The following is a 23,308-nucleotide window of genomic DNA, read 5'->3' as shown; positions in this document are numbered from 1 at the left end:
TAGCCGCGAAATTTGTCCGCCGCAAGGACCCGAACGGCCCTTTTATGGCTCATTGGCAAATTTCAGCTTTCCGGCGGGTCTCAAGGTGTGGGCGTCGAAGGTGCGGATCTCGATGACGCCGCCGACGTCCAGCGTCACCACGAGGCGGTCCCCGGCCACCCCGGTCGCGACGATCCTGGCTCCCTTCGGCAGGGTCGCGGTAACGTCACCGACGACCTCCGCCGCCCTTCCCTCCGACTTGAAAAGGCGGTAGCCCACCGCGATCAGGACGGCGCAGATTGCCAGCGCCGTGGTCAACCCCGCGATCAGCATCATCCGCCGCACCCGCGCGAACAGCGCGGCCTGCTCGGGGCTCGGTTCGGGAACAGCGGTATCAGACGTCGTCATGGAAAATTCTGGCTCTGCGCAAAGGTTGGAGGTGGTCGTCGCCGGCGACGAGGGCTCGGCCAGGCTCGACCGCGTGCTGGCGGCACACCTCACCGACCTGTCGCGATCGAGGCTGAAAGCCCTGATTTTGGCGGGCGCAGTGAGCCTCAAGGCCGCCGCGGTCCGCGACCCCGCTTATCACGTCACATCCGGCGACACGATCATAATCGACGTGCCGGAGGCGACCCCGCCGGAGCCCAAGGGCGAGGACATTGCGCTGGATATCGTGTTCGAGGACGACGACATCGTGGTCCTCAACAAGCCGAAGGGGCTGGTCGTGCACCCCGCCGCCGGCCACGAGACCGGCACGCTGGTGAATGCGCTGATCGCCCATTGCGGCACGTCGCTCTCGGGCATCGGCGGGGTGCGCCGGCCCGGCATCGTGCACCGGCTCGACAAGGACACGACCGGGCTGATGGTGGTCGCCAAGAACGACCTCGCCCATGCCTCGCTCACCGCGCAATTCGCCGACCACGGCCGGACGGGAGCGATGCGCCGTGGCTACATGGCCTTCGCCTGGGGGCTGCCGGGACGCCATCGCGGCACCGTCGATGCGCCGATCGACCGCCATCCGCATGCGCGCGAGAAGATGGCGGTGCGCCAGGGCGGCCGGGAGGCGGTGACGCATTGGGAGCTTCTGGAGAGTTTTGCGGGGCGTGACGGCAAGCCGATCGCCTCCCTGCTCGCCTGCGAACTTGAGACCGGACGCACGCACCAGATCCGCGTTCACCTCGCCCATATCGGCCACCCCCTGATGGGCGACGCGGTCTATGGCCCGCATTTCAAGACCAAGGCGAACCAGCTTGGGCCCGAGTCGCAAGGAGTCCTGACCGCTCTTGGGCGGCAGGCCCTGCATGCTTACTTGCTGGTATTGGAGCACCCGAGGACCGGAGAATTACTCCACTGGGAAGCGCCTTTGCCGAAGGATTTGCTTCTCCTCCAGGACACCCTGAAAGCGGCGCTATGACGCAGGCCACCTTGGAAAATCGTTACATTACAAAAAGTTATAGCTGCCACACGGGGACGTGACGTCAGCAATCCTTCCCTTTTTGATCCCCCATGGGGTATATTGCGCCTGCGTTGGAAATGACCAACGGAACATCGCAGCCCGGCCGGCTTTGACAAAGCGGTCGTCTGCCTGGCCCGCCGCTATCGGGGGCCTGAACCTTGGAGGGCTTCACAATGGCCCGTACCGCTGCTCTGCCGGTCCTCAATGGAGAATCCGGCTTATCCCGTTACCTCGCCGAGATCCGCAAGTTCCCGATGCTGGAACCCCAGCAGGAATACATGCTCGCCAAGCGTTGGCGTGAGCATGACGATCGCGACGCGGCGCACCAACTCGTCACCAGCCATCTCCGCCTCGTGGCCAAGATCGCCATGGGCTATCGCGGCTACGGCCTGCCGATCTCCGAGGTCGTCTCGGAAGGCAATGTCGGCCTCATGCAGGCGGTGAAGCGTTTTGAACCCGAAAAGGGGTTCCGTCTCGCCACCTACGCGATGTGGTGGATCAAGGCGTCGATTCAAGAGTACATTCTGCGTTCCTGGTCGCTCGTGAAGATGGGCACCACCGCGAACCAGAAGAAGCTGTTCTTCAACCTGCGCAAGGCGAAGAGCAAGATCAACGCGCTTGACGAGGGCGATCTCCGCCCGGACCAGGTGAAGATCATTGCCAAGCGCCTCGGCGTCACCGATCAGGACGTGATCGACATGAACCGCCGCCTCGGTGGCGACGCGTCGCTCAACGCGCCGATCCGCGACGACGGCGAAGCCGGCGAATGGCAGGACTGGCTGGTCGACAACACGCCCAACCAGGAAGCCATGCTGGCGGAGCACGAGGAATATGACGAACGCCGCGACGCCCTCAACGGCGCCATGGGCGTGCTCAACCCGCGCGAACGTCGCATCTTCGAGGCCCGCCGCCTCGCCGATGAGCCGATGACGCTGGAAGACCTTGCCGCCGAGTTCGGCGTGTCGCGCGAGCGCGTCCGCCAGATCGAAGTCCGCGCCTTTGAAAAGGTGCAGGCCGCGGTCAAGGGCACGATCGCACGGGCGGAACAGGCCGCGCTGGAAGCCGCGCACTAAGCGGGGCTTTTTCTCACGGTAAGATATTGGCGGATCGACAAGCGACAGAAAGCCGGCGGCAACGCCGGCTTTTTTGTTTTGGATCGCGTGTTCTGGAGACAGCGGTGAGTGAGACCGCCATCACGGTCGCCTGCCCTTGGCCGAAATAGAACCGGCCTTGTCTCGAACCCGCGCTGCCGGTCAACCGACCCAGGAATATCGGACCGACAGCATCAATTGGACGGACACACACCGTGTCGATCATCCTGCAATCCACCGTCGGCGGCTTCTCCGCCCAGTTCATGCGCAGGCTGCCACTGGTCGAGCAGGCGATGCGCGAGCACGGGCTCGACCCCGCCGAGTTCGTCATCTCCAAGGACTACGCGTCGACCGCGACGATCCCGATCATAGGGCCGTTCTTCTTTAACTACAGCGTGTTCTTCGGCGAGGAGACATTCACCGTTACCGAGCCGAACGACATGGTGTTCCTGGATTACTTTTTCAAACGCGTGCTGGCCGCCGACGGGCCGCCGGAATTGCCGCGACGGCCGGGATTGATGCTGCGGCTTTTTGGGTGGATGTCGCAGCCGGTCTAGCTCGTCATTCAGGCGCGTGACGACGTCGCGAGAAACGAAAGCCGGACGATCGGCCTTCACGCTTGCCGCAGGACGCCTGCCGGTGTATGTGCTGCCGCCCCGGCGCGATATCGCGCCCTTTTGGTTCAGCGCACTTCAAGGGAGGCGGCATGAAAAGTAGATCGATACGTTCTGACCGCCACCCGATTTGATCGGCAATCGGTCATAAGCTGAACGCCGCTTCGCGGCTGTTCTCCATTCATTACATATCGCTGCGAGGGGCGTGACGCAACAAGGCGTCGCGCCGTGTCGTCATGTATTTGCGGTTCGTTACACCGCTCATCCACCCGCACAGTCGCGTGGAGAGCGGCTTCTTTCGTGCGGCCTGGTATGTCCAGCGAAACGACTGTCCGGACTGGATTCGGCAGGAGCTCTCGAACCAGTTCAATTGGTTCGCGCAGCATCTGCCGCTTCCCGGACGCATCGCGCGTCACTTCAAGCGGCGCGATTCGATCTGGGGCATTTGCTGGTTCGATCCTCAAGCTCGCGAGGCTGTCAGCCGCGCGCGCTACTGCGCTTGGCTGCTCGAGGAGGGTGGCCTGCCGGTGCGTACGATTACAACCTCGCGCCAGCGTGAAGTCATCTGGCGCGACGCGCACCAGATCGTCACGAAGCCTTCCGCCGATCTTCCCAAGGCATTCCCCTGAGCCTCGGACGACTCGGTGGACTCGGAATGGCGATGAGAGTCGATAGCGGTCGCTGGTGATGGCCGTCCGGCACCGGAGGGTTCGGCCTCCGGTTGCCGGACGCGCCTACTCAACTACTCACCCCACGTCCTCGCCAGCGTCGCCAGCCAGCAGCCTTCGCAATAGCGGGCGTCCTTGTAGTCGATCCAGTTGTGCGCATAGACGTGGTCGGGCGGGATGTCGTAGCGCGCGCGCAGGACCTTCACGAGGATCTTCCACGCCACGACCTGCGCCTCGGTCGGGCCTGCCGTGACGTCAGGAAAGTTGCCGGCGAACTCGACGCCGATCGAGTTGTCGCGCACGACCTGGCGATAGGTCACCTTGTTGTCGATGTACTTGTTGTCGTTGCGGTTGGCGCCGTCGCCATGGGTCGGTACGAGGTTCTCGGGGACCGCCCAATAGACTGTGCCGTCGGTCTCGACCCACACCGTGACGCCGCGCCGGGTCGGCTTCTTCGACTGCTCCAGTGCGCCGACACGGGCCGAGCCCGCCGGTCCTTCGATCTGGTGCACGATGATGTTGCGCCAGGGATGGGCGTCGCGAACATCGCCCCACGGCGCGAGCCAGACCATTTTCAGGCCGGGAATGTCAGGCGTGCCGGAGACGCGCGCGATCTTTGCGAGTTCGGCATCCGTTGCAGCGGCGGGAGCGATCAGGAGAGCGGCGAAAATGGCCGCGAGCAGGCGAGACATCATCGTGTGGGTCCAATGCGGACCCGAGCTTAGCACAACCCTAGGCGAATTTGCGCGCGGCCTCGCCGAGCCCGGGCGGCTCAGGCGAGAGCGGTGGGGCCGGATCGTAGACGGCAAAGTCGTTCTTGCCGTTTTTCTTGGCCTCGTAGAGGGCGTGGTCGGCATGGGCGATGAGGCGGTCCGGAAACTGGCCGACGCCGCGGTCCCACTCGGCAACGCCGATCGAGATGGCGATCGGGATGTCCTTGGTGGTACAGGCCGCGGCATCCCGGCGGCAGACATCGAGCACGCGGCGGGCGATCGCGGCAGCCTCGCGCAGGGACGAGGACGGTAGCACGACGCAGAACTCGTCACCGCCGGTGCGGGCCAGCATGTCGCCCGGCCGTAGCCGCGTTTGCGCCATCAGGGTGAAGTGCCGCAGGCAGGCATCGCCCGCGGCGTGACCATGGGTGTCGTTGATGCCCTTGAAGCCGTCGAGATCGATCACCAGCAGCGAGAACGGCTCGCCGCTGCGCTCCGAACGGGCGCATTCCTCGGACAGGCGCTGCAACAAATGCCGCCGGTTGGCGACGCCGGTGAGATCGTCGAGCAGTGCGAGGTCGGCGACCTCGTTGCGCAGGCGATCCATTGCCATCAGCAGGAAGCCGAAATTGAGGGTCATCGACAGGAACAGGAGGCCCAGCACCATGACGGCGTGACCCTGACCGCCGGCGCGCGCCGAGAAATCGTGGCCGAGCAGATTGCCCAGCGTGCGAACCGCAAAGATCGCGATGATGATGAGGATGACGATGCCGGACAGCCGCGCGCCCGGGCTGACGCGGCCTTCCGGCGGCGCCAGGAGCAGACGCAGCGCCAGCACCAGCGGCAGGCCCTGACCGAGCGTGTAGCTGAGCATGCGCAGCTGCATGTGCTCGAAGCCGACCATGAAGAACACGACACCGGCGAGGCTTAGCGCTCCCGTTGCGGTCATGATGCGCCATGAGACCGGCCGGTCATAGAAGCGCTGAATGCCCATGGCGGCGAGGCAGCTCGCCGCGATGATGCCGGCAGCGCCAACCAGAAGCGGCAGGGGCGAGGCGACGAACAGGCGGACCAGGGCCGTCATCGCGCCGGTGGCGCCGACGAAGGACGATGCCATCCAGAACCGCGCGGCCGCAAATTTCGGATAGGAGCGCGTCACGTAGGCCCAGATCAGGCCAAGCGCCAGGAAGTTGACGACGAAGACCGTCCAGAGTGTCGGTACGTTCAGCATGGCGCGTGCGGCACGCGCAGCGTCGCGCCCCCCGTCTCTGACAGCCGTTCGTCCATGACCCGCCCCCGCGTTCTTGCGGAGAACAATGCGCGGATTGCACTTAACGGAACCTCACTGCGTTCTGCGAAAGCTCACCCTTGGTTTTGGATTCATGAACAGCACGCCGCGATTATCGGATCGTTAGGCATGTCGCGGCCTCCCCGCACGGTCGCGCCGATGCGCATCGCGATGCGGTTTCGCGGGCAAAAATCACCCGAAAATGCATCTGAGCTGTGGATAACGCGATGACACAGATGTGACAGCACGGGGCAGAGACCTGCGAATCTGCTGAGTTTGTGATCGAGGATGTTGCGAGGCTGGCCCTCCGCCGAGCATCCCTCGTGTCGCGTTTAACCATGAACCCTTGAGAGGATACTATGGCTAAGAAAGCGAAGAAGGCGAAGAAGGCGACGAAGAAAAAGGCCAAGAAGGCCGCGAAGAAGAAGTAGCCAGCATGTTCTTTGCCCGGGTGGAGCCTCGCTCCGCCCGGGCGTCGGGTAAGGGCCGATAGAGTTTGAGGATGGCGGGCGCAAGGCCCGCTTTTTTATTGCTCCACTTCAGCTGCCGCGACGGAGAAGCCTACCGCTCCGCAAACGCTAGCTTGGCACCAAGCGCAGCAAAGCCGGCGGCAAAGCTGCGGCGCAGCCAGGCCATGACACGCGGGCGGGAGATGACGCGCTCGCGCACCGACGCCGCGCAGAGACCGTAGAGGACGAACACCGCAAAGGTCATCGCCATGAAGGCGCCGCTCAATTCCAGCATCCGCGCCAGCACATGGGCTTCATCCACCGCGATGAACTGCGGCAGGAAGGCCAGGAAGAATATCGACAGTTTCGGATTGAGGATGTTGATCAGGAAGCCGGTGACGATGACGCGGCGGTTCGAACGCTCCTTGATCTCGCCATCGACCGCCAGCGCCCCGGTCTCACGCAGCGCCTGCCAGGACATGTAGAGCAGATAGGCGACGCCGCCCCATTTCAGCGCGGCAAAGGCGAGCGCGCTGGTGTGCAGCACCGCGGCAAGCCCGAGCATCGCAGCTATCATGTGCGGCACGATCCCGAGCGTGCAGCCGAAGGCGGCGGCGATGCTGGCGCGCGAGCCGCGTGTCAGCGCCGCAGCCAGCGTGTAAAGCACGCCGGTGCCGGGCGAGGCGACGACGATGAGCGAAGTGAGCAGGAAGGACAAGGTCATGGGCAGACCTTATCATCGTGCCTCACGGCAAGAAAGCAGCTCCCGGATCGACCGTCAGGACAGCTGCGCGATCTCGGCCTCGCGGAGCACGTCGAGCGGGGCCCATGGCTTGGCCCAGAATTTCGCGCCGGCGGGCAAGGGCTGCGCCAAGGGGCGGCCGGAGGTGACGACGACATCGAGCTTCGGATTGCGGTCCTTGGCGACGTGCGCGAGCTCGACCCCGTTCATGCGCCCCGCAAGCTGGACGTCCGTCAGCATCAGACAGAGCGCGCCGGCGTTCCTGTCGAGCACCCCCTGAGCGGCCTCGGCGCTTTCGCACTGGATGACCTGGTAGCCGCTCTCTTCCAGCAGCAGACTCAGCATCTCCCGCTGCATGGGGTCGTCTTCAACGATCAGCGCCGTTGCGCGAAATGGTTCTGCCTGTCCCATGGGCGGCTCCAATCCTTGCTTGCGTAATGTATGTTAAGGAGCCAGCGCGCCTGTGGTTCAGTTCCATTATGAAAAAATGTAAATCGTAGTTCCACACGACGGGCTTGACGGGGGACATCATGACTTCGATTCGCGGCGCTGCCGCCATCACGGGAGCTGCGAGCGGCATCGGCCGCGCGCTGGCGATCGAGCTCGGCAACCGCGGCTGCGATCTCGCGCTCGCCGATCGCGACGAGGCTGGATTGAAGACGCTCGCCACCGAGATCGGATCCGCACGCAAGGTCAGCGTGCATCGCGTCGACGTCAGCGAGCCCGGCGACATCGCAGGGTTCGCGCGTGATGCGGTCGCGGCGCATCCCGCGCTCGGCATCGTCATCAACAATGCCGGCGTGGCGCTGATGGGGACGTTCGAGGAGATCGACCAAGCGGAAATGGAGTGGCTGTTCGACATCAATTTCTGGGGCGTGGTGCACGGCACGCGCGCCTTCCTGCCGCACCTGAAGACGCGGCCGGAGGCGCACATCGTCAACCTCTCCTCGATCTTCGGCATCATCGCGCCGCCCGGACAATCGGCCTATGCCGCCGCCAAGTTCGCGGTGCGCGGCTTTTCCGAGACCGTGCGGCACGAGCTTGCGGTCGCGGGCAGCCCCGTAAAACTGTCGGTGGTGCATCCCGGCGGCGTCGCCACCTCCATCGCGCGCAATTCGCGCACCGGGGTCGGCGTCACCGACAATGCGCGCCGCGCGCAATCGATCGAGCGGTTCGAGAACGCGGCAAAGACCACGCCGAAAGACGCCGCGCTGCGCATCATCAAGGGCATCGAGAAGAACGAGCCCCGCATCCTGATCGGCAACGACGCCCGCTTCATGGACCTGTTGCAGCGCTTCCGTCCGGGGACGTATTGGGCGCCGTTGCAGCGGAAGCTGGAGAAGATGGCGAAGGGGACGTGAGCGTTGTTTGCTTTCACCCTCCTCTGGAGAGGGAGGGTGAAGTCACTGCCCCGCCAGCCGGTCCGCAAAATAGCCGATCGTCTTGCGGTAGATCACCGCCCTATTCCATTCGCGCATCGCCTCGAAATTGGCGGTGCCCTCGCCGTAGGGCTGGCCCATCTTGAAGCCGCTCGTGTGGAGCAGGTTCGCGGTCGAGGCCAGCACGTCGGGCACGCTGTGGCGCAGATCGACGTGGCCGTCGCCGTCGAAATCGACGCCGTATTTGATGTAGGACGACGGCAGGAACTGGGTCTGGCCAATCTCGCCGGCATAGGCGCCGATGAGGTCGCGTAGCGGCAGGTCGCCGCGCTGCACGATCTTGAGGGCTGCGAGCAGCTCGCCCTGGAACAGCTCGGTGCGGCGGCAATCATGCGCGAGCGTGGCCAGCGTGCGGATCACCGGCAGCTTGCCGATATCGCCCTTGCCGAAATCGCTCTCCAGCCCCCAGATCGCGACCAGGATATAGCGGGGAACGCCGAACTGCTGCTCGATGCGCGACAAGAGCGCGGCGTGACGCTGGAGCAGCGCGCGGCCGCCATTGATGCGACCGGGGCCGACGCGGGTCGAGACATATTGCTCGAAGCTCTTGTTGAAGGTGTAGCGCTGGCGCCGGTCGAAGGCGAGCACCGCGCCATCCTGGGCGATGCCACTGAAGGCCGCGCTGGTCACGCTCGCCGAGACGCCGGCTCCTTGTGCTTCCGAGGTCATGCTGGCGACAAAGCTGTTGAAGTCGCCGCCGCAGCGCGCGGCCTGCGCCGATCCGTCGGCCAGACAGACGATGAAGGCGGTGGCCAAGGCGTGTCTCAACATGCGGGAAAATCCTCTGAAGAATGAGCGCGGAAAACGGCGCGCGATCATGCCCGGGAACCGGATTCGCGTCAAAGCGGCAAATCCTCGCCAGAACCGATCGCAGCTTGGGCGCGACAAATGAATTGCGCCCGCCCTCCCCAACCGATCGAGATGACCATGCCCATTCCGCACCGGATGCTCGCTGTCCTCGCCCTGCTCTCCTTCACCGTCACCGCCGCCTCTGCGCAGACGCGCGATATCGCAGGCAGCCGCGACTATCCCGGCATCGGCCGCTTCACCGGCAGCGTCATCACCGGCTACGTGATGAAGGATTTTGACGCGGCGCGGATGCAGGCCGCCGCCTTCAAGGACGGCCAGCCCGCCGATGCGCGGCGGCTCGAGGGCCGCATTGTCCGGATCGCCTACCGCACCAATCCCGGCCCCTCGATCCTGGAAGTGTCGCGCAATTTCGAGACGCAGCTTGCGAAAGCCGGCTTCGAGACCTTGCTGGCCTGCGACACCGACGCCTGCGGCGCCATTCCCTTCACGGAAAGCATCGACACGCTGCCGGTGCCGCAGATGTGGGTCGACGGCTTCAACTACCGCTACTACGCCGGCCGCAAGACCGAAGGCGGACGCGAGACCTGGGCCAGCGTCCTCGTCAGCCAGAACAACCAGGACATCTACGCGCAAGTAACTGTCGCCGAGCTCGGTGCCATCGCGAACAAGATGGTGGATGCCGCCGCGATGGCGAAGGGCCTTGGTGAGACCGGCCACATCGCGCTCTACGGCATCTACTTCGACACCGACAAGGCGGTGCTCAAACCGGAAAGCCGCCCGACGCTTGAGCAGATCGCAAAGTTGCTGACGAGCCAGCCGCAGCTCAATGTCTTCATCGTCGGCCACACCGACAGCCAGGGCGCTTACGAATACAATCTCGATCTGTCGAAGCGCCGCGCGGAAGCGGTCGCAGCCGAGCTCGTGAAGAGCTTTCGGATCGCGCAGACGCGGCTGCGCACCGCCGGCGTCGGATTGCTCGCACCGGTCGGCTCGAATGCCACCGACGCCGGCCGCGCGCTCAACCGGCGCGTGGAGCTGGTGGCGCCGTGACGGCCTCTCTCATCTTTCCCCCTACGCTCAGAGTATCCGTTGCATGGCGTTGTTGGTGGAGAAGTGGCTCGCCGTACCGGAACTCGGCACGCGCACGCAATGAAATGCGCACCCGCGCGGACATGGAACTCGTTCGCACATGGAACACAACCTGCACGCGGACGGAATACGTGCAGGCGAGCGCGCTTTCTTACAAAGCGCGCACCGCTTCGCTGCGTTGCGAGAGCGGGAAATTTGAGCAGAGTGATTTGGCCGCCCAAACAAATGCTTTGATGCGCACCAAAACCAGAAGTCGCAACCAGCGCATATCTGACGCGCTCGCTGCGACATCACAGCGTCAACGATTTGCCTTGCCACGGCACGGCGCAGGTTATAATCTTCTATTCTAGGTTGTCGCCCCACCAGCCCCGGGCGACACTGAAGACCAAAAATAAGCGGCGGGCTTTGCGGCCCGCCGTTTATTGAGGGAAGGGTCGCAGCAGGCGCCTGGCGCCCTCCTCGATGTGCTCTAGCAATCAAGGCAGCACCACTGCTGGTTGGCGTCTCGGCTTGACACTGGTGTCGACAAACCGCGGAAGTCATTTGACTGCGGACCCCTGATCGACGACAAGCCGCCATGGCCAAAAAACCCGGAACCAATCCCAAAGGCGAATTCGCCTTCTTCAACGTCTTCTATGAAGACGATTCCCAACGCTCCAACCGCCGCGTGCCCTCAGAACTGCTCGGCGGCCTCGACGGCGACGAACCCGCGCGCGGCTTCATCATGGAGCAGGACCGCGAGATCGCCGAAAAGTCCGGCCGGCCCGCGCTCGAGATCAAGCGGATCGAGCGGGTCGGGGCGAAGAAGAAATAGACGCTGCCCGCGAGAGGCGCGAAGCGTCGGCACAAACAATAACGGCGGGCTTTCGGCCCGCCGTTTTCGTTTGGATGAATGCCCGGGTCAGGCCCGGGCATGACGATCCGAGTTAGTTATCCAGGAAGCTCCGCAGCTTCCGCGACCGCGACGGATGCTTCAGCTTGCGCAGCGCCTTCGCTTCGATCTGGCGGATACGTTCGCGCGTCACCGAGAACTGCTGGCCCACTTCTTCCAGCGTGTGGTCGGTGTTCATGCCGATGCCGAAGCGCATGCGCAGCACGCGCTCTTCGCGCGGGGTGAGCGAGGCGAGCACGCGCGTGGTGGTCTCGCGCAGGTTCGACTGGATCGCGGCATCGATCGGGAGGATCGCGTTCTTGTCCTCGATGAAATCGCCGAGATGTGAGTCCTCTTCGTCACCGACGGGGGTTTCGAGCGAGAGCGGCTCCTTGGCGATCTTGAGGACCTTGCGGACCTTCTCGAGCGGCATGCCGAGCTTCTCGGCAAGCTCTTCCGGGGTCGGCTCGCGGCCGATCTCGTTGAGCATCTGGCGCGAGGTGCGCACGATCTTGTTGATCGTCTCGATCATGTGCACGGGGATGCGGATGGTGCGCGCCTGGTCGGCGATCGAGCGGGTGATCGCCTGCCGGATCCACCACGTGGCGTAGGTCGAGAACTTGTAGCCGCGGCGGTACTCGAACTTGTCGACCGCCTTCATCAGGCCGATGTTGCCTTCCTGGATCAGGTCGAGGAACTGAAGGCCGCGGTTGGTGTACTTCTTGGCGATCGAGATCACGAGGCGGAGGTTGGCTTCCACCATCTCCTTCTTGGCCTGGCGTGCCTCGCGCTCGCCCTTCTGCACGGAGTGCACGATCTTGCGGAACTCGACGATCTCCAAACCGGTGAGCGCGGCGAGCTGGTGCACCTCGTGGCGGAGGTCCTTGATGCGGTCCTTCTCGATATGGACGAAGTTCTTCCAGCCCTTGGCCGAGAGCTTCGAGACGCGGTTGAGCCAGCGCGGATCGAGCTCCGAGCCGGTGTAGTTGCGCAGGAAGTCCTCACGCGCGACGCCATGGCTGTCGGCAAGGCGCATCAGGCGGCCCTCGTGCGAGACGAGGCGCTTGTTGATGTCGTAGAGCTGCTCGACAAGCGAATCGATACGCGCCTGGTTGAGGCGCAGCGACTTCACCTCGACGATGATCTCGTCCTTCAGCTTGCGGTACTTGCGTTCCTGGTGCGGCGAGAGCGAGGGCCCGTGCGAGGTGCTCTCGAGCTGGTTCTGGATGTCCTGCTCCTGAAGCTTGCGCAGCTTCTTGTAGCTGTCGGCGATCTTGTCGAAGATCTCGACGACCTTCGGCTTGAGCTCGGCCTCGATGGCCGCGAGCGACATCTGGTTCTCGAACTCGTCGTCCTCGTCCATGTCGGCTTCGGCGGCGGCTTCGCCCGGATCCTTCTCGCTTTCGCCGGCATTGCCGGGCGCAGGCGCGGCGCGGAACGGCGTCGGCGACGGCGGCGCGGCGGGCGGCGCGACATGCGCCGGCGCGGCCCCGTTCACTGCTACGGCCTCGCCGCCTTCGGCGGACGCTTCGCCGTTCTCACCGGCGGGACCGCCGATCATCGCGGTGTTCATGCCGCCCTTGGCGTCGGGCCCGGCATAGGTCGCTTCGAGATCGATGATGTCGCGAAGGAAGATCTTGCCTTCGTTGAGCTCGTCGCGCCAGATGATGATGGCCTGGAAGGTCAGCGGGCTTTCGCACAGCCCTGCGATCATCGCCTCGCGGCCGGCCTCGATGCGCTTCGCAATGGCGATTTCGCCTTCGCGGGACAGGAGCTCGACCGTGCCCATCTCGCGCAGATACATGCGCACGGGGTCGTCGGTGCGCTCGCCCGGCTCGCTCTTCTTGACCTCGGTGACGGCCTTCTGTGTGACCTCGACGAGCTCGTTGTCGGTCTCGTCCTCGCCGCCCTCGTCCTTGTCCTCTTCGCCTTCGCTATCGTCGGCTTCGGTGACGTTGATGCCCATGTCCGAGAGCATGGACATGATGTCCTCGATCTGCTCGGGCGAGGTCTGGTCGGACGGCAAAACTTCGTTGAGCTGATCGAAGGTCACGAAGCCGCGCTTCTTGGCCTGCTTGATCATCTTCTTCACTGCCGCGTCGGACAGATCGAGCAAGGGCGACGGCGCGTCCTGGGAGTCCTTCTCCGGCGCGTCCGCTGCCTTGTCGTCTTTTTCCTTGTCCTTCGCCTGCAGCGTCTTTGCCTTGGTGGCCATCCATTGCTCCTAAACGCGCTTCATGCAGAAGGCCCAACGGCCCGCCCGCCTGAATTCACTTGAACCTGTTGTTCGACGCTCTCGCTTCGTCAGATCACGACACGGAAAGGGCGGCGCGCCTATCTCTCGCCACCCCGACCTTTCTCTCGCCGGATTTGCCTAACGCTTCGTGAGCCTCTTTGTCGCAGCGGATGCAGGTGTAGTGCCAACAGCGATTGCGCGGATTCATTCCTGACGCGTCTGTTCTGCCTGCGGCCGCCTGGTGGCCAAAGTGCTACAAGACCGTTAAGCCTCGATTAACCCTGTTTTTGCCGCCAAACCTTGGATTTGGCGAGTCTTTTAGCGGTTCCGGTCCCGGCCGTCCGCATGATTCTTTCATCACACGCTCTTCTGGAACCGGCCCGACAGCTCGCCAAAACCCTCGATCAGGGCCTCGGTACCGTCGACTTCTCCTATCCGAGCCTTGACGTCACGCAGCCACGCCAAATTGGCCTCGCTGGGGTCCTCCCCCAAGGCCAGCTCGGCGTCCTTCAGCTCTCTAAGTAGTGAATGCCATTGCCGATGCAAGGCGACCAGCTGATGCCAGGTGGCGAGAACGTCGTCCTGCGCCGCGCCTTCGCGGGCGCCCCACACCGCCGCGGTGGTGATGGCCCCCTCAACCCTTTGAAGAGATTGCAAAAATCCACCATTCTCGAGATCGCCGCGCATCTTTTCGGCCTGCTCGCCAGGATCAGGTGAGTGGTGATGGTCGTGGGCGAAGGCGGCAATGATGCCGGCCCGGAGCTTGTGGGCCTCGGGGTGGGCGAGCTCCAAGGCAGCCACTTCCTCGAGGTGCTCATGGAGCAGCCAGGGGTGGTTGATCAGGCACTGCAGAATTAGGGCCTCCCGGCGGGAGATGGCGCTGCGCTGGCCCCGCATGATCGGGCTGGACGCGAGCTGGGGGCTCGCCGCCTGGTAGGGGCCGGAGGGGAGCGGAATGGGACCGGGCGGGCCGCGGCGGCCTCCACCAAATCCCTGGCCACCGAATCGATTCGCACCGCCCCCGCCGCGAGGCTGGAACGGGCGGCCGCCGCTACCCTGCCGGAAATTGCCCCGGCCGGCAAAGCCGCCGCGTCCGCCATCGGGCGCAAAGGTGCGCTGAAGCCGTTCGGCAAAGTCGTCGCGATAATAGCGCCGCACCACCTCGTCGCGGATGCCGTTGGACAGCTCCTTGACGCGCGCTTCCAGCGCGGCCCGGCGCTCCGGCGTTGCAAAGTTGCCGCCTTCGAGCTCGCGCGACCAGATCATCTCGGCGAGCGGACGTGCCGCCGCGATCACCTCCTCGATGGCGCTGCGGCCGCCGGAGCGCACGAGATCGTCCGGGTCCTGCCCCTCGGGGAGCAGCGCAAAGCGCAGACTCTTGCCGGGCGCAAGAAATGGCAGCGCGAGATCAGCGGCACGATACGCCGCCTTCTGTCCGGCGCGATCGCCATCGAAGCAGAGGATCGGCTCATCCGCCATCTTCCAGAGCAGCGCGAGCTGGCTCTCGGTGAGCGCGGTGCCGAGCGGCGCGACCGCGCCAGCAAAGCCAGCAGTCACCATCGCGATGACGTCGACATAGCCTTCGACCACGATCAGCGATGCGCCGTCATGGGTGGCTTTGCGCGCGGTCTGGTGATTGTAGAGATTGTCGCCCTTGTGGAAGAGCGGCGTCTCCGGCGAGTTCAGGTACTTCGCCGGAACGTCCTTCTCGAGCGCACGACCGCCGAAGGCGATGACGCGGCCGCGTAAGTCCGTGATCGGAAACATCACGCGATCGCGGAATCGGTCATAGGGCACCGGGATGTCGTTGCCGGCAACGAGCAGCCCGGTCTCGACCATGTCGTCGACGGAGACGCCGAGCTTGCCGAGATGCTCCTTCAGCGCAAAGCGATCGGGCGAGGCATAGCCGAGGCGGAACTGCAATTGCGTCGCCGGCGAGATCGCGCGATCGGCGAGATAGCCGCGCGCCTTGGCGCCGACCCGCGAGGCCAGCGTCTCCGCGAAAAACTTCGCGGCGAGATCCATGACGTCATGCAGCGTGCGCCGCCGCTGCTCGTGCCGCGCCGCATCCGGCGTCACCGCCGGCAGCGCCAGTCCCGCCATGTTGGCGAGCCGCTCGACGGCCTCCGCGAACGTCAGGCCGTCGGTCTCCATCACGAAGGTGATGATGTCGCCGTGCTTGCCGGAGGAGAAGTCGTGGTAAAAGCCCTTCTGGTCGTTGACGTAGAAGGACGGCGTCTTCTCCTGCTGGAACGGCGACAGCCCCTTCCACTCCCGCCCCGCCTTCTTCAGCTTCACGCGCTTGCCCACGACTTCGGAGACCGAAAGCCGGGCACGAAGCTCGTCGAGGAACTGGGGCGTGAAGCGCATGGCGTGTGTGTAACGCGAAACCGGGTGAGTCGGGCGAAGGATCAGGGATATAGGTGCGGCCCAGCCAAAAGTCAGGTTTAGGCGGGTTATCCGGGTTATTCGACCTATACACAGGCGATTCCGTCATACCCCTTGTCATTCCCGGGCGCGCGTCGCGCGAGCCCGGAATGATTGGAAAAGCTTGAATCCGGCCCAGTTCCACGCTTCCATAGGCCATGTTCAGGACGTTTCGAGGCGGCCATAGCGGGGGTTGGCGCGTCACCTCGATTTCGCCCGTGACGGGCGAGCCCCTGCCCTTCATGCCGGCGCTGTCGGTCGTCGACAGCGATGCCGTCGCATTGCCGCTGGTGCCCTCGCGCAATGCATGGCGGCTGGTGGGCGTTGCGAGCAGCTTGCGCTACACCGAGCGCGCCGAGCAGCAGCAGCTCACCGCGGTGCAGGCGGGGCTCGGGCGGCTCGAGGCCACCTCCGCGGCGCTGATCCCGATCCGCAAATCGCAAGCCTGGTGGGAGCTGACGCAGGAAGAGCGCCGCAAGATCTTCGAGGACAAGTCGCACCACATTGCGAGCAGCCTGCGCTTCCTGCCAGCGATCGCCCGGCAGCTCTACCACAGCCGCGACCTCGGCGGCCCCTTCGACTTCCTGACCTGGTTCGAATTCGCCCCCCCGGATGCCTCGCTGTTCGAAGAGCTGGTGACCATGCTCAGGCAGACCGAGGAGTGGACCTACGTCGAGCGCGAAGTGGATGTGCGCGTGGTGAAGGAAGTGCTTTCGGCCTGAGCGCGATGAGAGCGCGCTTTAGATATTGTCTGAGCATGATCTTTCGGAATGCCGCTACCCACTTTTCCGGATCAAGTGCTAGTGCTCGAGAAAGCGGCCGGTCTCGATGAGAGGCAGATCGCCGACGGGCCAATTGTAGACGTAGGTCCAGGCCTTCTCCGTGGTGCCATCACGCAGCTTCACGTCGATCAGCTTGCGCAGATATTCGGTCGGCTCCGAAAAGCCTTCACCGCAGGCTTCGTACATGTCGAGCTCGCGCAGGAGCTCGTCGGGAGCGCGCAGGTGAAAGAGCTCGCCATGCACGATGTCCGAGGCCGCATCCGACAGCAACAGGCCCGGATAATGCTTCACGAGAACGAGCCGGCCGCGACAAGTCGCTTCACCCAAAAAGTCCGCGTGTCCTGCAAGCAGCCTCGCCATCGGATGGTCAAAGCCGCGCATGAGGGTGCCGTAGACGAAAAGTCGATCAGAGGTCATGGGATGTCTATAGCCGTCAATTGAGCAAAACGACAGCTGCACATTTCGTTCGTTCCGGCGAAGCCCGGGGGCAAGCGAGATTTGGTCTTGTGATGAATCGCCAGCAACGGCATCGTCTGGCGATCATGATGATTTTGGGTGGACCGACCTGCAAGCGATTGCTGCCCAATTTAGATTGTAACTGCTTTTTCCATAGGCAATCAGCATGGACTTGGACACGGCCAACGCGACCGATCAACTGCTCGGCGCGGGTGACATTCCGCCGGTGCATGAGGTCAATGCGGAAGGGACATCGCCCTTCCTGCTCACCTCGGATCACTACGGACGGATCTTGCCGCGCGCGCTCGGCGACCTGGGCGTCGCAGAAAGCGAGCTGACGCGGCACATCGCCTGGGACATCGGCATTGCCGGCGTCGCCGAGCGGCTCGCAAAAATGCTCGACGCGCATCTGATCGCGCAGCGCTATTCGCGGCTCGTGATCGACTGCAACCGCTCACCCGGCGTTGCAAGCTCGATCCCCGTGATATCCGAGGCGACCGCGATCCCGCGCAACGAGGGCATCTCCGAGGGCGAGCGCGCGGCGCGGCGGCGCGAGATCTTCGAGCCCTATCACCGCCGCATCGATGCCGTGATCGACCGCCGCCTGCACGGCACGCGTCCGACGGTGCTGGTCTCGCTGCACAGCTTCACGCCGGCTTATGCCGGCGTCGCCCGGCCCTGGCACATCGCCGCGCTGTATAACCGCGACACCGTGCTGCCGCAGCTGCTGCTGAAACATTTGCGCGCTGAAGGCGATCTCGTCGTCGGCGACAACGAGCCCTATGCCGTGAGCGACCTCAGCGACTACACTATCCCCGTCCACGGCGAAGCCCGCGGCCTCGTCAACACCGGCATCGAGATCCGCCAGGATCTGATCGCGGACCAGTCCGGCCAGCAGCAATGGGCGGAGCGGCTCGCGAGGATTCTTGCGGAGATCGAGGTGGAATTGCGCAGGGAGAAGCTGGTCGATTAGCCGCCCCGCGTCGCGACGAACAGCGCGAGCGCTGCGAAAATCGCGGCGATGCCCCACAGCACCCAGGCGATGCGGACGGGGCCGCTTGTATCGAGCGTTGCCTCGGCCGGGTTGTCGGGATTGACACGCACCTCGACCGTCGCGCCGTGCTGGTAGCGCGACATCAGCTTCTGCAACATCTCATCGGACCCTGACTGCGTCCCGGCCGCGACGCGCGCACATTCATTGGTGTAGCTGACGTTCTGATAGCGATAGGTGTAGGTCACGCGCTTGCCGAATATCTCGGTGCCGCGGCGCTCGCCCGGCTCGCTGGCCTCGAGATAGTGCTCGATCCCCGACAGCCTGATCGTGCCCGGCACCACCGGCCAGCGCGCCGCCTTCGACGCCTGCCGCAGCACCGCATACCCCATCAGCGCGATGAGGAGGCCGAACGCGCCGAAGCCGACGACGAGGCCTGCAAGATCGGGCCGCCCGATGTGGTGCGCAAGATAGGCATAAGCCTGGCTGAGCCCGAACGCCGAGCCGAACACGATGCCAAGCACGATAGCCGTACCGATGCCGAGGCAGCCCCACAGCCCCTTGGGCAGGTCGCGCTCGAGCACGGCCTGATCGGGATGGCGGGGATTGTAATAGACGGTGACGATGCTGCCGGCGGGATATTTTGCGAGCTTCTCGGCGACCTCGAAATTGCCGAGGTCCTCGCCGATCGAGATGCGGTTACAGCTCAGCTTGCGGCCGCCGACCGAATATTCGTAAGTCACGTTCGCAAAATTGCGGCTCTCGAGCCGATAGCCTTCCTTGCGGTCGCTGTCGGGCACCCTGACCTCGCGCACCTCGGCGACCGAACGGACAACCTTCACCGGTGCCTGTGGCCAGCTTCGCGCCTCGCGCGCCTGCCAGGTCTTCACAACGGCGGCGACCAATAACAGCCCGAGCGGTGCGAGCAGCATCGCATAGACGAACCAGGGTAGATCGGGCACGGCTAAATTCCTTCGTCAGCGGCAATGCCCGATTGGACGCATCGCCGCTGCGAAGGGTTCAAGCGCGAACCGGCTTGAGAAAGGGTTATTTGGCCCGGATGAGCGCCAGCCAGATGCCGCCGCCGATCATGAAGCCGCCGGAGACGCGCGACACCAAGCGGGTGCGGCGCGCCGAGAAAAAGCCGCGGACCTGACCGGCAAGCAGCGCGTAGATTCCGTCCGTCAGGCCGGCAAGCACCATGAAGGTGATTCCGAGCACCAGGACCTGCGACAGGTGATCCTTGCTCATGTCCATAAATTGCGGAATGAACGCGCCGAAGAACACCAGCAGCTTCGGGTTCGACAACGCCACGACGAAGCCCTGCAAGAGAAAGCCGCCGCGAGGGGGAGGCGGAGGCGCGTCGGTGTCGACGCCTTCAACCGGAGCGCGGATCAGCTTGATGCCGAGCCAGACCAGATAGGCCGCGCCTGCGAAGCGCACCCAGTCGAACCAATAGCCCATTGTCGCCATGAGCGAGGTGAGGCCGACCGCGAGGATGCCAATCACGATCAACAGCCCCATCTGCACGCCGAGAATGTTGGTCAGCGCCGCGCGCGTGCCGTGGCGCAGCCCGTTGGCGATGACGAGGGTCACGATCGGCCCCGGCAGCAAGGCCAGCGCAATGCAGGCGGCGACGAAGGCGAAATAGGCTTGCATGGACATCATGGGGAGGACTCGCTGAGTGCGGTTTGGCGCATTAATGCATGACACTCACTCTCCGTCCAGCGCTGCCGTCGCCCATACCTTCATCTCCGGCGTCTCCAGGAACGCCAGCGCCGCACGCTGCACGGCGCTTGCTTCGCCACGCCCCTGGGCCGCAGCGACGAAGAGATCGCAGCGGCGCGAGACGGCGATGCCGATCGCGGCGTGACGTGCCCCGTCGGACAGATCGAGATCATAGCGCCTGGCACGGCCGCGCATCTCGCCAAGACCCACCTCCTCACCTGGAGCGACGGCGGCAAAGCGCGGGCTGATCAGATCGATGTCGGCAACCCGATCGACCTCATCGTCGTCGGCGACGCCGCGGTCGCAATTGCAGAAGCCGCGCTTGGCGCGCACGTAGAGCTCGGTGCCCGCGCAGGCACCGTCGCAGCGGAACGCGCGGCCGGAGGGCCAGCCGTCGCGCGGGAACGGCCAGGCGATTTCGCGCCAGCGTGCCGATTCCGCCGCTGGCGCAAGCCGATAGGTCCCGACACCGGATACACCGAGCGCGATCACGACAGCCACGATCGCCGCTCCGCACCGCATCGTCAGGTCCTCGGCAGACCGGCGGCCGCGCGCGCCGGTCCGGTCAGCTCGAGGATGTGCAGGCCGGTGTTGGCGCGGTCGACGATGTAGATGTAGCCGCGATCATCCGTCTCGACATTGTTGGTCTGGATCGCGACCTTGCAGCGCTCGCCGCCCTCGATGGGAATGCAGCGCTTGTCGGTGGCCTTCGTGATCGCGGGGATGAAATAGCCGACCTCCTTCGGATGATAGGGGTCGCGGATGTCGAGCGCGCGCACACCGGCATTGAAGAAGGCGATGAAGGCCATCTTCTTGTAATAGACCGGCGCCATGCTCTCGTTGGAGGAATGCGAGCCGAAGCGGCCGCCGCGCTGGCAGAACTGTCCGCTCGCCTCCGGCACGGTGTAGCTCGAGATCATCATCGGCCGCGTCTCGGTGGTGACGTCGGCGAACCACACCATCTGCCGCGCCTCGCCGCATTCGTTCAAAATCGCCTCGTCGACGATCATGACGATGTCGCGGGTCTTGCCGTCCTTGTCCTCGGCGAATTCGGCGACGGGCATGTCGAGCATCGGAAACGTCGTGTGCGCGCCGTTGAAGGCGGACATCGGCATGCGCGAAATCTCGGGAAAGCGCAGATTGTCCGGCGTCGGCTCCTTCGGTCCGCTCAAGAGCTTCTCGCGGTCGACGATCTGCAAGATTCCGCCCTTGTTGGTGCCGTAGCCGAAGAACACGCGATTGCCATTGGGCCCGGTCGAGATCGGTCCGTGCAATTCGGTCGGCACGGCGCCGGTCGAGCCGGGCTCCTGGCCGGGCAAGCCAAAGTCGCGGATTTTCTGCGGATGCGCGGGATCGCTGAGGTCGTAGATTTGCGTCATGCGCCGCGTGCGCCAGTCCGGCGCGCCGGAGACGAGGAAGGCAACACCGGTGTCGCACTCCCACCAGCTCTTGTGCGTGTCCTTCAGGCCGCCGATGCGGGTGATGAGCACGGGATTTGCGGGATCGGCGACGTTCCAGATCTCATGCGCCTCGCTGCCGAAGGTGCGGAGCATGTAGACCGCATTGGGATCGCCCTTCGGCAGCGACTTGCCGTCGCAAACCCGTACCATCTGCGCGCCGCCGGATTCGTACTTGCCTTCCTGTCCCGGCAAATGCCGCAGATATTTTGGACGCGCGGGATCGGTGACGTCGACGATAGACGTTCCGTTCGGTTCGGCCTGCCCCGTCATCGGGTTGACGGGCGCGGGCACGTCGTCGGTGCCACCGTGATGACCGATATAGGCGATCCAACGATCGCCCTGATGGTGGATGGTCGGCTGGTACGCACTGCGCGCCTGGAGGTCGTTGGTGCCGACCAGCTTCATGTTGGACGCTTCCGGCGGCGCGCCGATGGTCTGCTTCTGCGCATGGGCCGCGGTGCTGCAAGCAAAAAGAACGAGGCCGGCAGCAGTCAAGACGCAACGGAACATCAAAGTCCTCCCGGAGCCAATCTGCGTTGGCTGAGCTTCAAGGCTAGCACAGCCATTTGCGGGCGCCAAAGACACCATCTTGACATGCAACCATTTGGTTGCCTATTATCGCCGTCATGGATGAGGTCTTCAAAGCGCTCGCCGATGCGTCACGACGGTCGCTGCTGGACAGGCTTCACGCCAAAAACGGCCAGACGCTGAACGAGCTCTGCGACGGCCTCGCGATGACGCGCCAGGCCGTGACCAAGCACCTTGTCATTCTCGAGGAGGCCAATCTGGTCACGACCATCAGGCATGGCCGCGAGAAGCTGCACTACCTCAATCCGGTGCCGATCCATCAGATCGGCGAACGCTGGATCAGGAAATTCGAGCGCGGCAAGCTCGCCGCGCTCAGCGAGTTGAAACGTCAATTGGAGAAGCGCGATGAGTAAGCCCCAATTCGTCTATGTGAGCTATATCGAGACCACGCCGGAGCAGCTGTGGCAGGCGCTGACGTCGAGCGAGTTCACCAAGAAATACTGGTTCGGCGCCGAGGTCAGATCCGACTGGAAGGTCGGCTCGCCCTTCGCGCTGACGCTCGACGGCGAGGTCACCGATTCCGGCGAGATTCTGGAGGCCGATCCGCCGCGCCGCCTGTCCTACAGCTTCAAGCACCAGAAATACGAGGAACTGCGCGGCGAGCCGATATCTCGCGTCGTCTTCACCATCGAACCGTTCGGCCCGCTCGTGCGTTTGACCGTGTTGCATGACGGCTTCGTCGAGGGCGGCAAATATCTCGGCGCCGTCTCCAACGGCTGGCCGGCGATCCTGTCCGGGCTCAAGAGCCTGCTTGAGAGAGGCAAAGTACTGGCTATTCCCCGCAGCGCGCTCAACAAGGGATTCGACGCAAAATGAACATCGATCAGTTCAAGCCGCTGACGGTCTACACCATCTACATCGCTGCGACGCCGGAGAAGGTGTGGGAGGCGCTGACTTCGGCCGAGTTCAGCAAGCAGTACTTCTTCGGCAATACCGTCGAGGTCGAGCCGCGCCTTGGCGGCGCGTTCATCGTGCGCACGCCCGATGGCGCCCTGCACATCAGCGGCGAGGTGCTCGCATACGATCCGCCGCGAAAGCTCTCGGTCACCTTCAACGTCAACTGGCCCGAGCTGATCGAGAAGCTCGGACCGACCCTCGTTACCTACGAGATAGAGCCGGCTGGCGAGGCGGTCCGGCTCACCATGAGCGAAGGCCATGATCGTCCGCTCAGCGATGACATTCTTGCAGGCGGACGCTCGGGCTGGCCTGCGATCCTCTCCAGCCTCAAGAGCGTGCTCGAGACAGGCAAGCCGCTGGTCGTCAAGATGGGCCCGCCGCAGCGGATGCTGGATGCGCTGAAGGCGATGGGGATCAAGACGCCGTGAGCGAGACGGGTCTGTCTCCGCAAACTCGGAATCGCAGGGTGGGCAAAGGCGCACTTGCGCCGTGCCCACCATCTTTCTGAATGGTGGGCACGCTTCGTTTTGCCCA

General features: G+C 64.3%; 25 protein-coding genes. 12 read left to right on the top strand and 13 right to left on the bottom strand.

Annotated elements, in window-relative coordinates:
* Positions 1 to 42 precede the first annotated feature (42 nt).
* Entirely contained in the window at positions 43 to 387 is a 345-nt protein-coding gene (locus JQ627_RS11760) for a hypothetical protein (RefSeq protein ID WP_212484370.1), read from the bottom strand.
* Between JQ627_RS11760 and JQ627_RS11755 the strand changes: the two genes are divergently transcribed.
* The 4 genes from JQ627_RS11755 to JQ627_RS11740 all read left to right on the top strand — a co-directional run bounded on the left by JQ627_RS11755 (position 386) and on the right by JQ627_RS11740 (position 3,769).
* On the top strand, positions 386 to 1,393 hold the full coding sequence (locus JQ627_RS11755; protein WP_212484369.1) for an RluA family pseudouridine synthase: 1,008 nt from the start codon (positions 386 to 388) through the stop codon (positions 1,391 to 1,393). The two genes, JQ627_RS11760 and JQ627_RS11755, sit on opposite strands and share 2 nt — an antisense overlap.
* Positions 1,394 to 1,608: 215 nt before the next feature.
* A complete protein-coding gene (rpoH, locus tag JQ627_RS11750; protein ID WP_014492123.1) occupies positions 1,609 to 2,508 on the top strand; it encodes an RNA polymerase sigma factor RpoH in 900 nt (299 codons plus the stop codon).
* Positions 2,509 to 2,741: 233 nt separating this feature from the next.
* Positions 2,742 to 3,083: a hypothetical protein gene (locus tag JQ627_RS11745; protein ID WP_212484368.1), complete on the top strand. Its 342-nt coding sequence runs from the start codon at positions 2,742 to 2,744 to the stop codon at positions 3,081 to 3,083.
* Positions 3,084 to 3,376: 293 nt separating this feature from the next.
* Positions 3,377 to 3,769 carry a hypothetical protein gene (locus JQ627_RS11740; RefSeq protein ID WP_212484367.1) on the top strand — a complete coding sequence of 131 codons (393 nt, stop codon included), beginning with the start codon at positions 3,377 to 3,379 and terminating at the stop codon, positions 3,767 to 3,769.
* Between the two features lie 113 nt (positions 3,770 to 3,882).
* Here the strand turns inward: JQ627_RS11740 and JQ627_RS11735 are convergent, their stop codons facing one another.
* The 4 genes from JQ627_RS11735 to JQ627_RS11720 form a co-directional block, all read right to left on the bottom strand.
* On the bottom strand, positions 3,883 to 4,503 hold the full coding sequence (locus JQ627_RS11735) for a peptidoglycan recognition family protein (RefSeq protein WP_212484366.1): 621 nt from the start codon (positions 4,501 to 4,503) through the stop codon (positions 3,883 to 3,885).
* Between the two features lie 37 nt (positions 4,504 to 4,540).
* The gene (locus tag JQ627_RS11730; RefSeq protein WP_212484365.1) at positions 4,541 to 5,752 is read right to left on the bottom strand and encodes a GGDEF domain-containing protein; all 1,212 of its coding nucleotides are present in this window, start codon (positions 5,750 to 5,752) and stop codon (positions 4,541 to 4,543) included.
* Positions 5,753 to 6,370: 618 nt separating this feature from the next.
* Positions 6,371 to 6,982, bottom strand: coding sequence for a LysE family translocator (locus tag JQ627_RS11725; protein WP_212484364.1), 612 nt, complete (start codon positions 6,980 to 6,982; stop codon positions 6,371 to 6,373).
* Positions 6,983 to 7,036: 54 nt separating this feature from the next.
* Complete coding sequence (locus tag JQ627_RS11720) at positions 7,037 to 7,411, bottom strand: response regulator (RefSeq protein WP_212484363.1); 375 nt, start codon at positions 7,409 to 7,411, stop codon at positions 7,037 to 7,039.
* 119 nt (positions 7,412 to 7,530) lie between these two features.
* On the opposite strand from JQ627_RS11720, the gene JQ627_RS11715 reads away from it, so the two are divergent.
* Positions 7,531 to 8,361: an SDR family oxidoreductase gene (locus JQ627_RS11715; protein ID WP_212484362.1), complete on the top strand. Its 831-nt coding sequence runs from the start codon at positions 7,531 to 7,533 to the stop codon at positions 8,359 to 8,361.
* A gap of 42 nt (positions 8,362 to 8,403) precedes the next feature.
* On the opposite strand, the gene JQ627_RS11710 is transcribed toward JQ627_RS11715, so the two are convergent.
* A complete protein-coding gene (locus JQ627_RS11710; protein WP_212484361.1) occupies positions 8,404 to 9,210 on the bottom strand; it encodes a lytic murein transglycosylase in 807 nt (268 codons plus the stop codon).
* A gap of 156 nt (positions 9,211 to 9,366) precedes the next feature.
* Between JQ627_RS11710 and JQ627_RS11705 the strand changes: the two genes are divergently transcribed.
* Both JQ627_RS11705 and JQ627_RS11700 read left to right on the top strand, forming a co-directional pair.
* The gene (locus JQ627_RS11705) at positions 9,367 to 10,299 is read left to right on the top strand and encodes an OmpA family protein (protein WP_409363806.1); all 933 of its coding nucleotides are present in this window, start codon (positions 9,367 to 9,369) and stop codon (positions 10,297 to 10,299) included.
* Positions 10,300 to 10,915: 616 nt separating this feature from the next.
* Positions 10,916 to 11,152, top strand: coding sequence for a hypothetical protein (locus JQ627_RS11700; RefSeq protein WP_028159444.1), 237 nt, complete (start codon positions 10,916 to 10,918; stop codon positions 11,150 to 11,152).
* 112 nt (positions 11,153 to 11,264) lie between these two features.
* Here the strand turns inward: JQ627_RS11700 and rpoD are convergent, their stop codons facing one another.
* Both rpoD and dnaG read right to left on the bottom strand, forming a co-directional pair.
* Positions 11,265 to 13,424 (bottom strand): RNA polymerase sigma factor RpoD, encoded by a 2,160-nt coding sequence (gene rpoD / locus JQ627_RS11695; protein ID WP_212484359.1) that lies wholly within the window; start codon positions 13,422 to 13,424, stop codon positions 11,265 to 11,267.
* A 378-nt stretch (positions 13,425 to 13,802) separates the two neighbouring features.
* A complete protein-coding gene (gene dnaG, locus JQ627_RS11690) occupies positions 13,803 to 15,815 on the bottom strand; it encodes a DNA primase (RefSeq protein ID WP_212484358.1) in 2,013 nt (670 codons plus the stop codon).
* A 215-nt stretch (positions 15,816 to 16,030) separates the two neighbouring features.
* On the opposite strand from dnaG, the gene JQ627_RS11685 reads away from it, so the two are divergent.
* Complete coding sequence (locus JQ627_RS11685; RefSeq protein WP_212484357.1) at positions 16,031 to 16,594, top strand: chlorite dismutase family protein; 564 nt, start codon at positions 16,031 to 16,033, stop codon at positions 16,592 to 16,594.
* A gap of 78 nt (positions 16,595 to 16,672) precedes the next feature.
* Here the strand turns inward: JQ627_RS11685 and JQ627_RS11680 are convergent, their stop codons facing one another.
* Entirely contained in the window at positions 16,673 to 17,071 is a 399-nt protein-coding gene (locus tag JQ627_RS11680; protein WP_212484356.1) for a gamma-glutamylcyclotransferase, read from the bottom strand.
* Positions 17,072 to 17,276: 205 nt separating this feature from the next.
* Between JQ627_RS11680 and JQ627_RS11675 the strand changes: the two genes are divergently transcribed.
* Positions 17,277 to 18,083 (top strand): N-formylglutamate amidohydrolase, encoded by an 807-nt coding sequence (locus JQ627_RS11675; protein ID WP_212484355.1) that lies wholly within the window; start codon positions 17,277 to 17,279, stop codon positions 18,081 to 18,083.
* On the opposite strand, the gene JQ627_RS11670 is transcribed toward JQ627_RS11675, so the two are convergent.
* From JQ627_RS11670 to JQ627_RS11655, 4 genes are all read right to left on the bottom strand, one after another.
* Positions 18,080 to 19,063, bottom strand: a complete 984-nt coding sequence (locus JQ627_RS11670) for a DUF3592 domain-containing protein (RefSeq protein WP_212484354.1) — start codon at positions 19,061 to 19,063, stop codon at positions 18,080 to 18,082. The two genes, JQ627_RS11675 and JQ627_RS11670, sit on opposite strands and share 4 nt — an antisense overlap.
* Before the next feature lie 85 nt (positions 19,064 to 19,148).
* Positions 19,149 to 19,766 carry a LysE family translocator gene (locus JQ627_RS11665; protein WP_028159437.1) on the bottom strand — a complete coding sequence of 206 codons (618 nt, stop codon included), beginning with the start codon at positions 19,764 to 19,766 and terminating at the stop codon, positions 19,149 to 19,151.
* A 48-nt stretch (positions 19,767 to 19,814) separates the two neighbouring features.
* A complete protein-coding gene (locus JQ627_RS11660; protein WP_312015756.1) occupies positions 19,815 to 20,330 on the bottom strand; it encodes a hypothetical protein in 516 nt (171 codons plus the stop codon).
* 23 nt (positions 20,331 to 20,353) lie between these two features.
* The gene (locus tag JQ627_RS11655; protein ID WP_212484352.1) at positions 20,354 to 21,799 is read right to left on the bottom strand and encodes an LVIVD repeat-containing protein; all 1,446 of its coding nucleotides are present in this window, start codon (positions 21,797 to 21,799) and stop codon (positions 20,354 to 20,356) included.
* Between the two features lie 116 nt (positions 21,800 to 21,915).
* Here JQ627_RS11655 and JQ627_RS11650 point away from each other — a divergent pair, with 116 nt between their 5' ends.
* Genes JQ627_RS11650 through JQ627_RS11640 form a run of 3 tightly spaced genes read left to right on the top strand, consistent with a single transcriptional unit; the run spans position 21,916 to position 23,202 of the window.
* Positions 21,916 to 22,230: a helix-turn-helix transcriptional regulator gene (locus tag JQ627_RS11650; RefSeq protein ID WP_212484351.1), complete on the top strand. Its 315-nt coding sequence runs from the start codon at positions 21,916 to 21,918 to the stop codon at positions 22,228 to 22,230.
* Complete coding sequence (locus tag JQ627_RS11645; protein WP_212484350.1) at positions 22,223 to 22,693, top strand: SRPBCC family protein; 471 nt, start codon at positions 22,223 to 22,225, stop codon at positions 22,691 to 22,693. The genes JQ627_RS11650 and JQ627_RS11645 overlap by 8 nt, the downstream gene beginning before the upstream one ends.
* Positions 22,690 to 23,202, top strand: coding sequence for an SRPBCC family protein (locus JQ627_RS11640; RefSeq protein ID WP_212484349.1), 513 nt, complete (start codon positions 22,690 to 22,692; stop codon positions 23,200 to 23,202). The genes JQ627_RS11645 and JQ627_RS11640 overlap by 4 nt, the downstream gene beginning before the upstream one ends.
* The last annotated feature ends 106 nt before the right edge of the window (positions 23,203 to 23,308 follow it).

Source organism: Bradyrhizobium liaoningense (genome assembly GCF_018130785.1).
Lineage (GTDB): Bacteria > Pseudomonadota > Alphaproteobacteria > Rhizobiales > Xanthobacteraceae > Bradyrhizobium > Bradyrhizobium liaoningense_A.
Note: the sequence above shows the minus strand (reverse complement) of the source record. Positions and strands in the feature narration are given on the sequence as shown.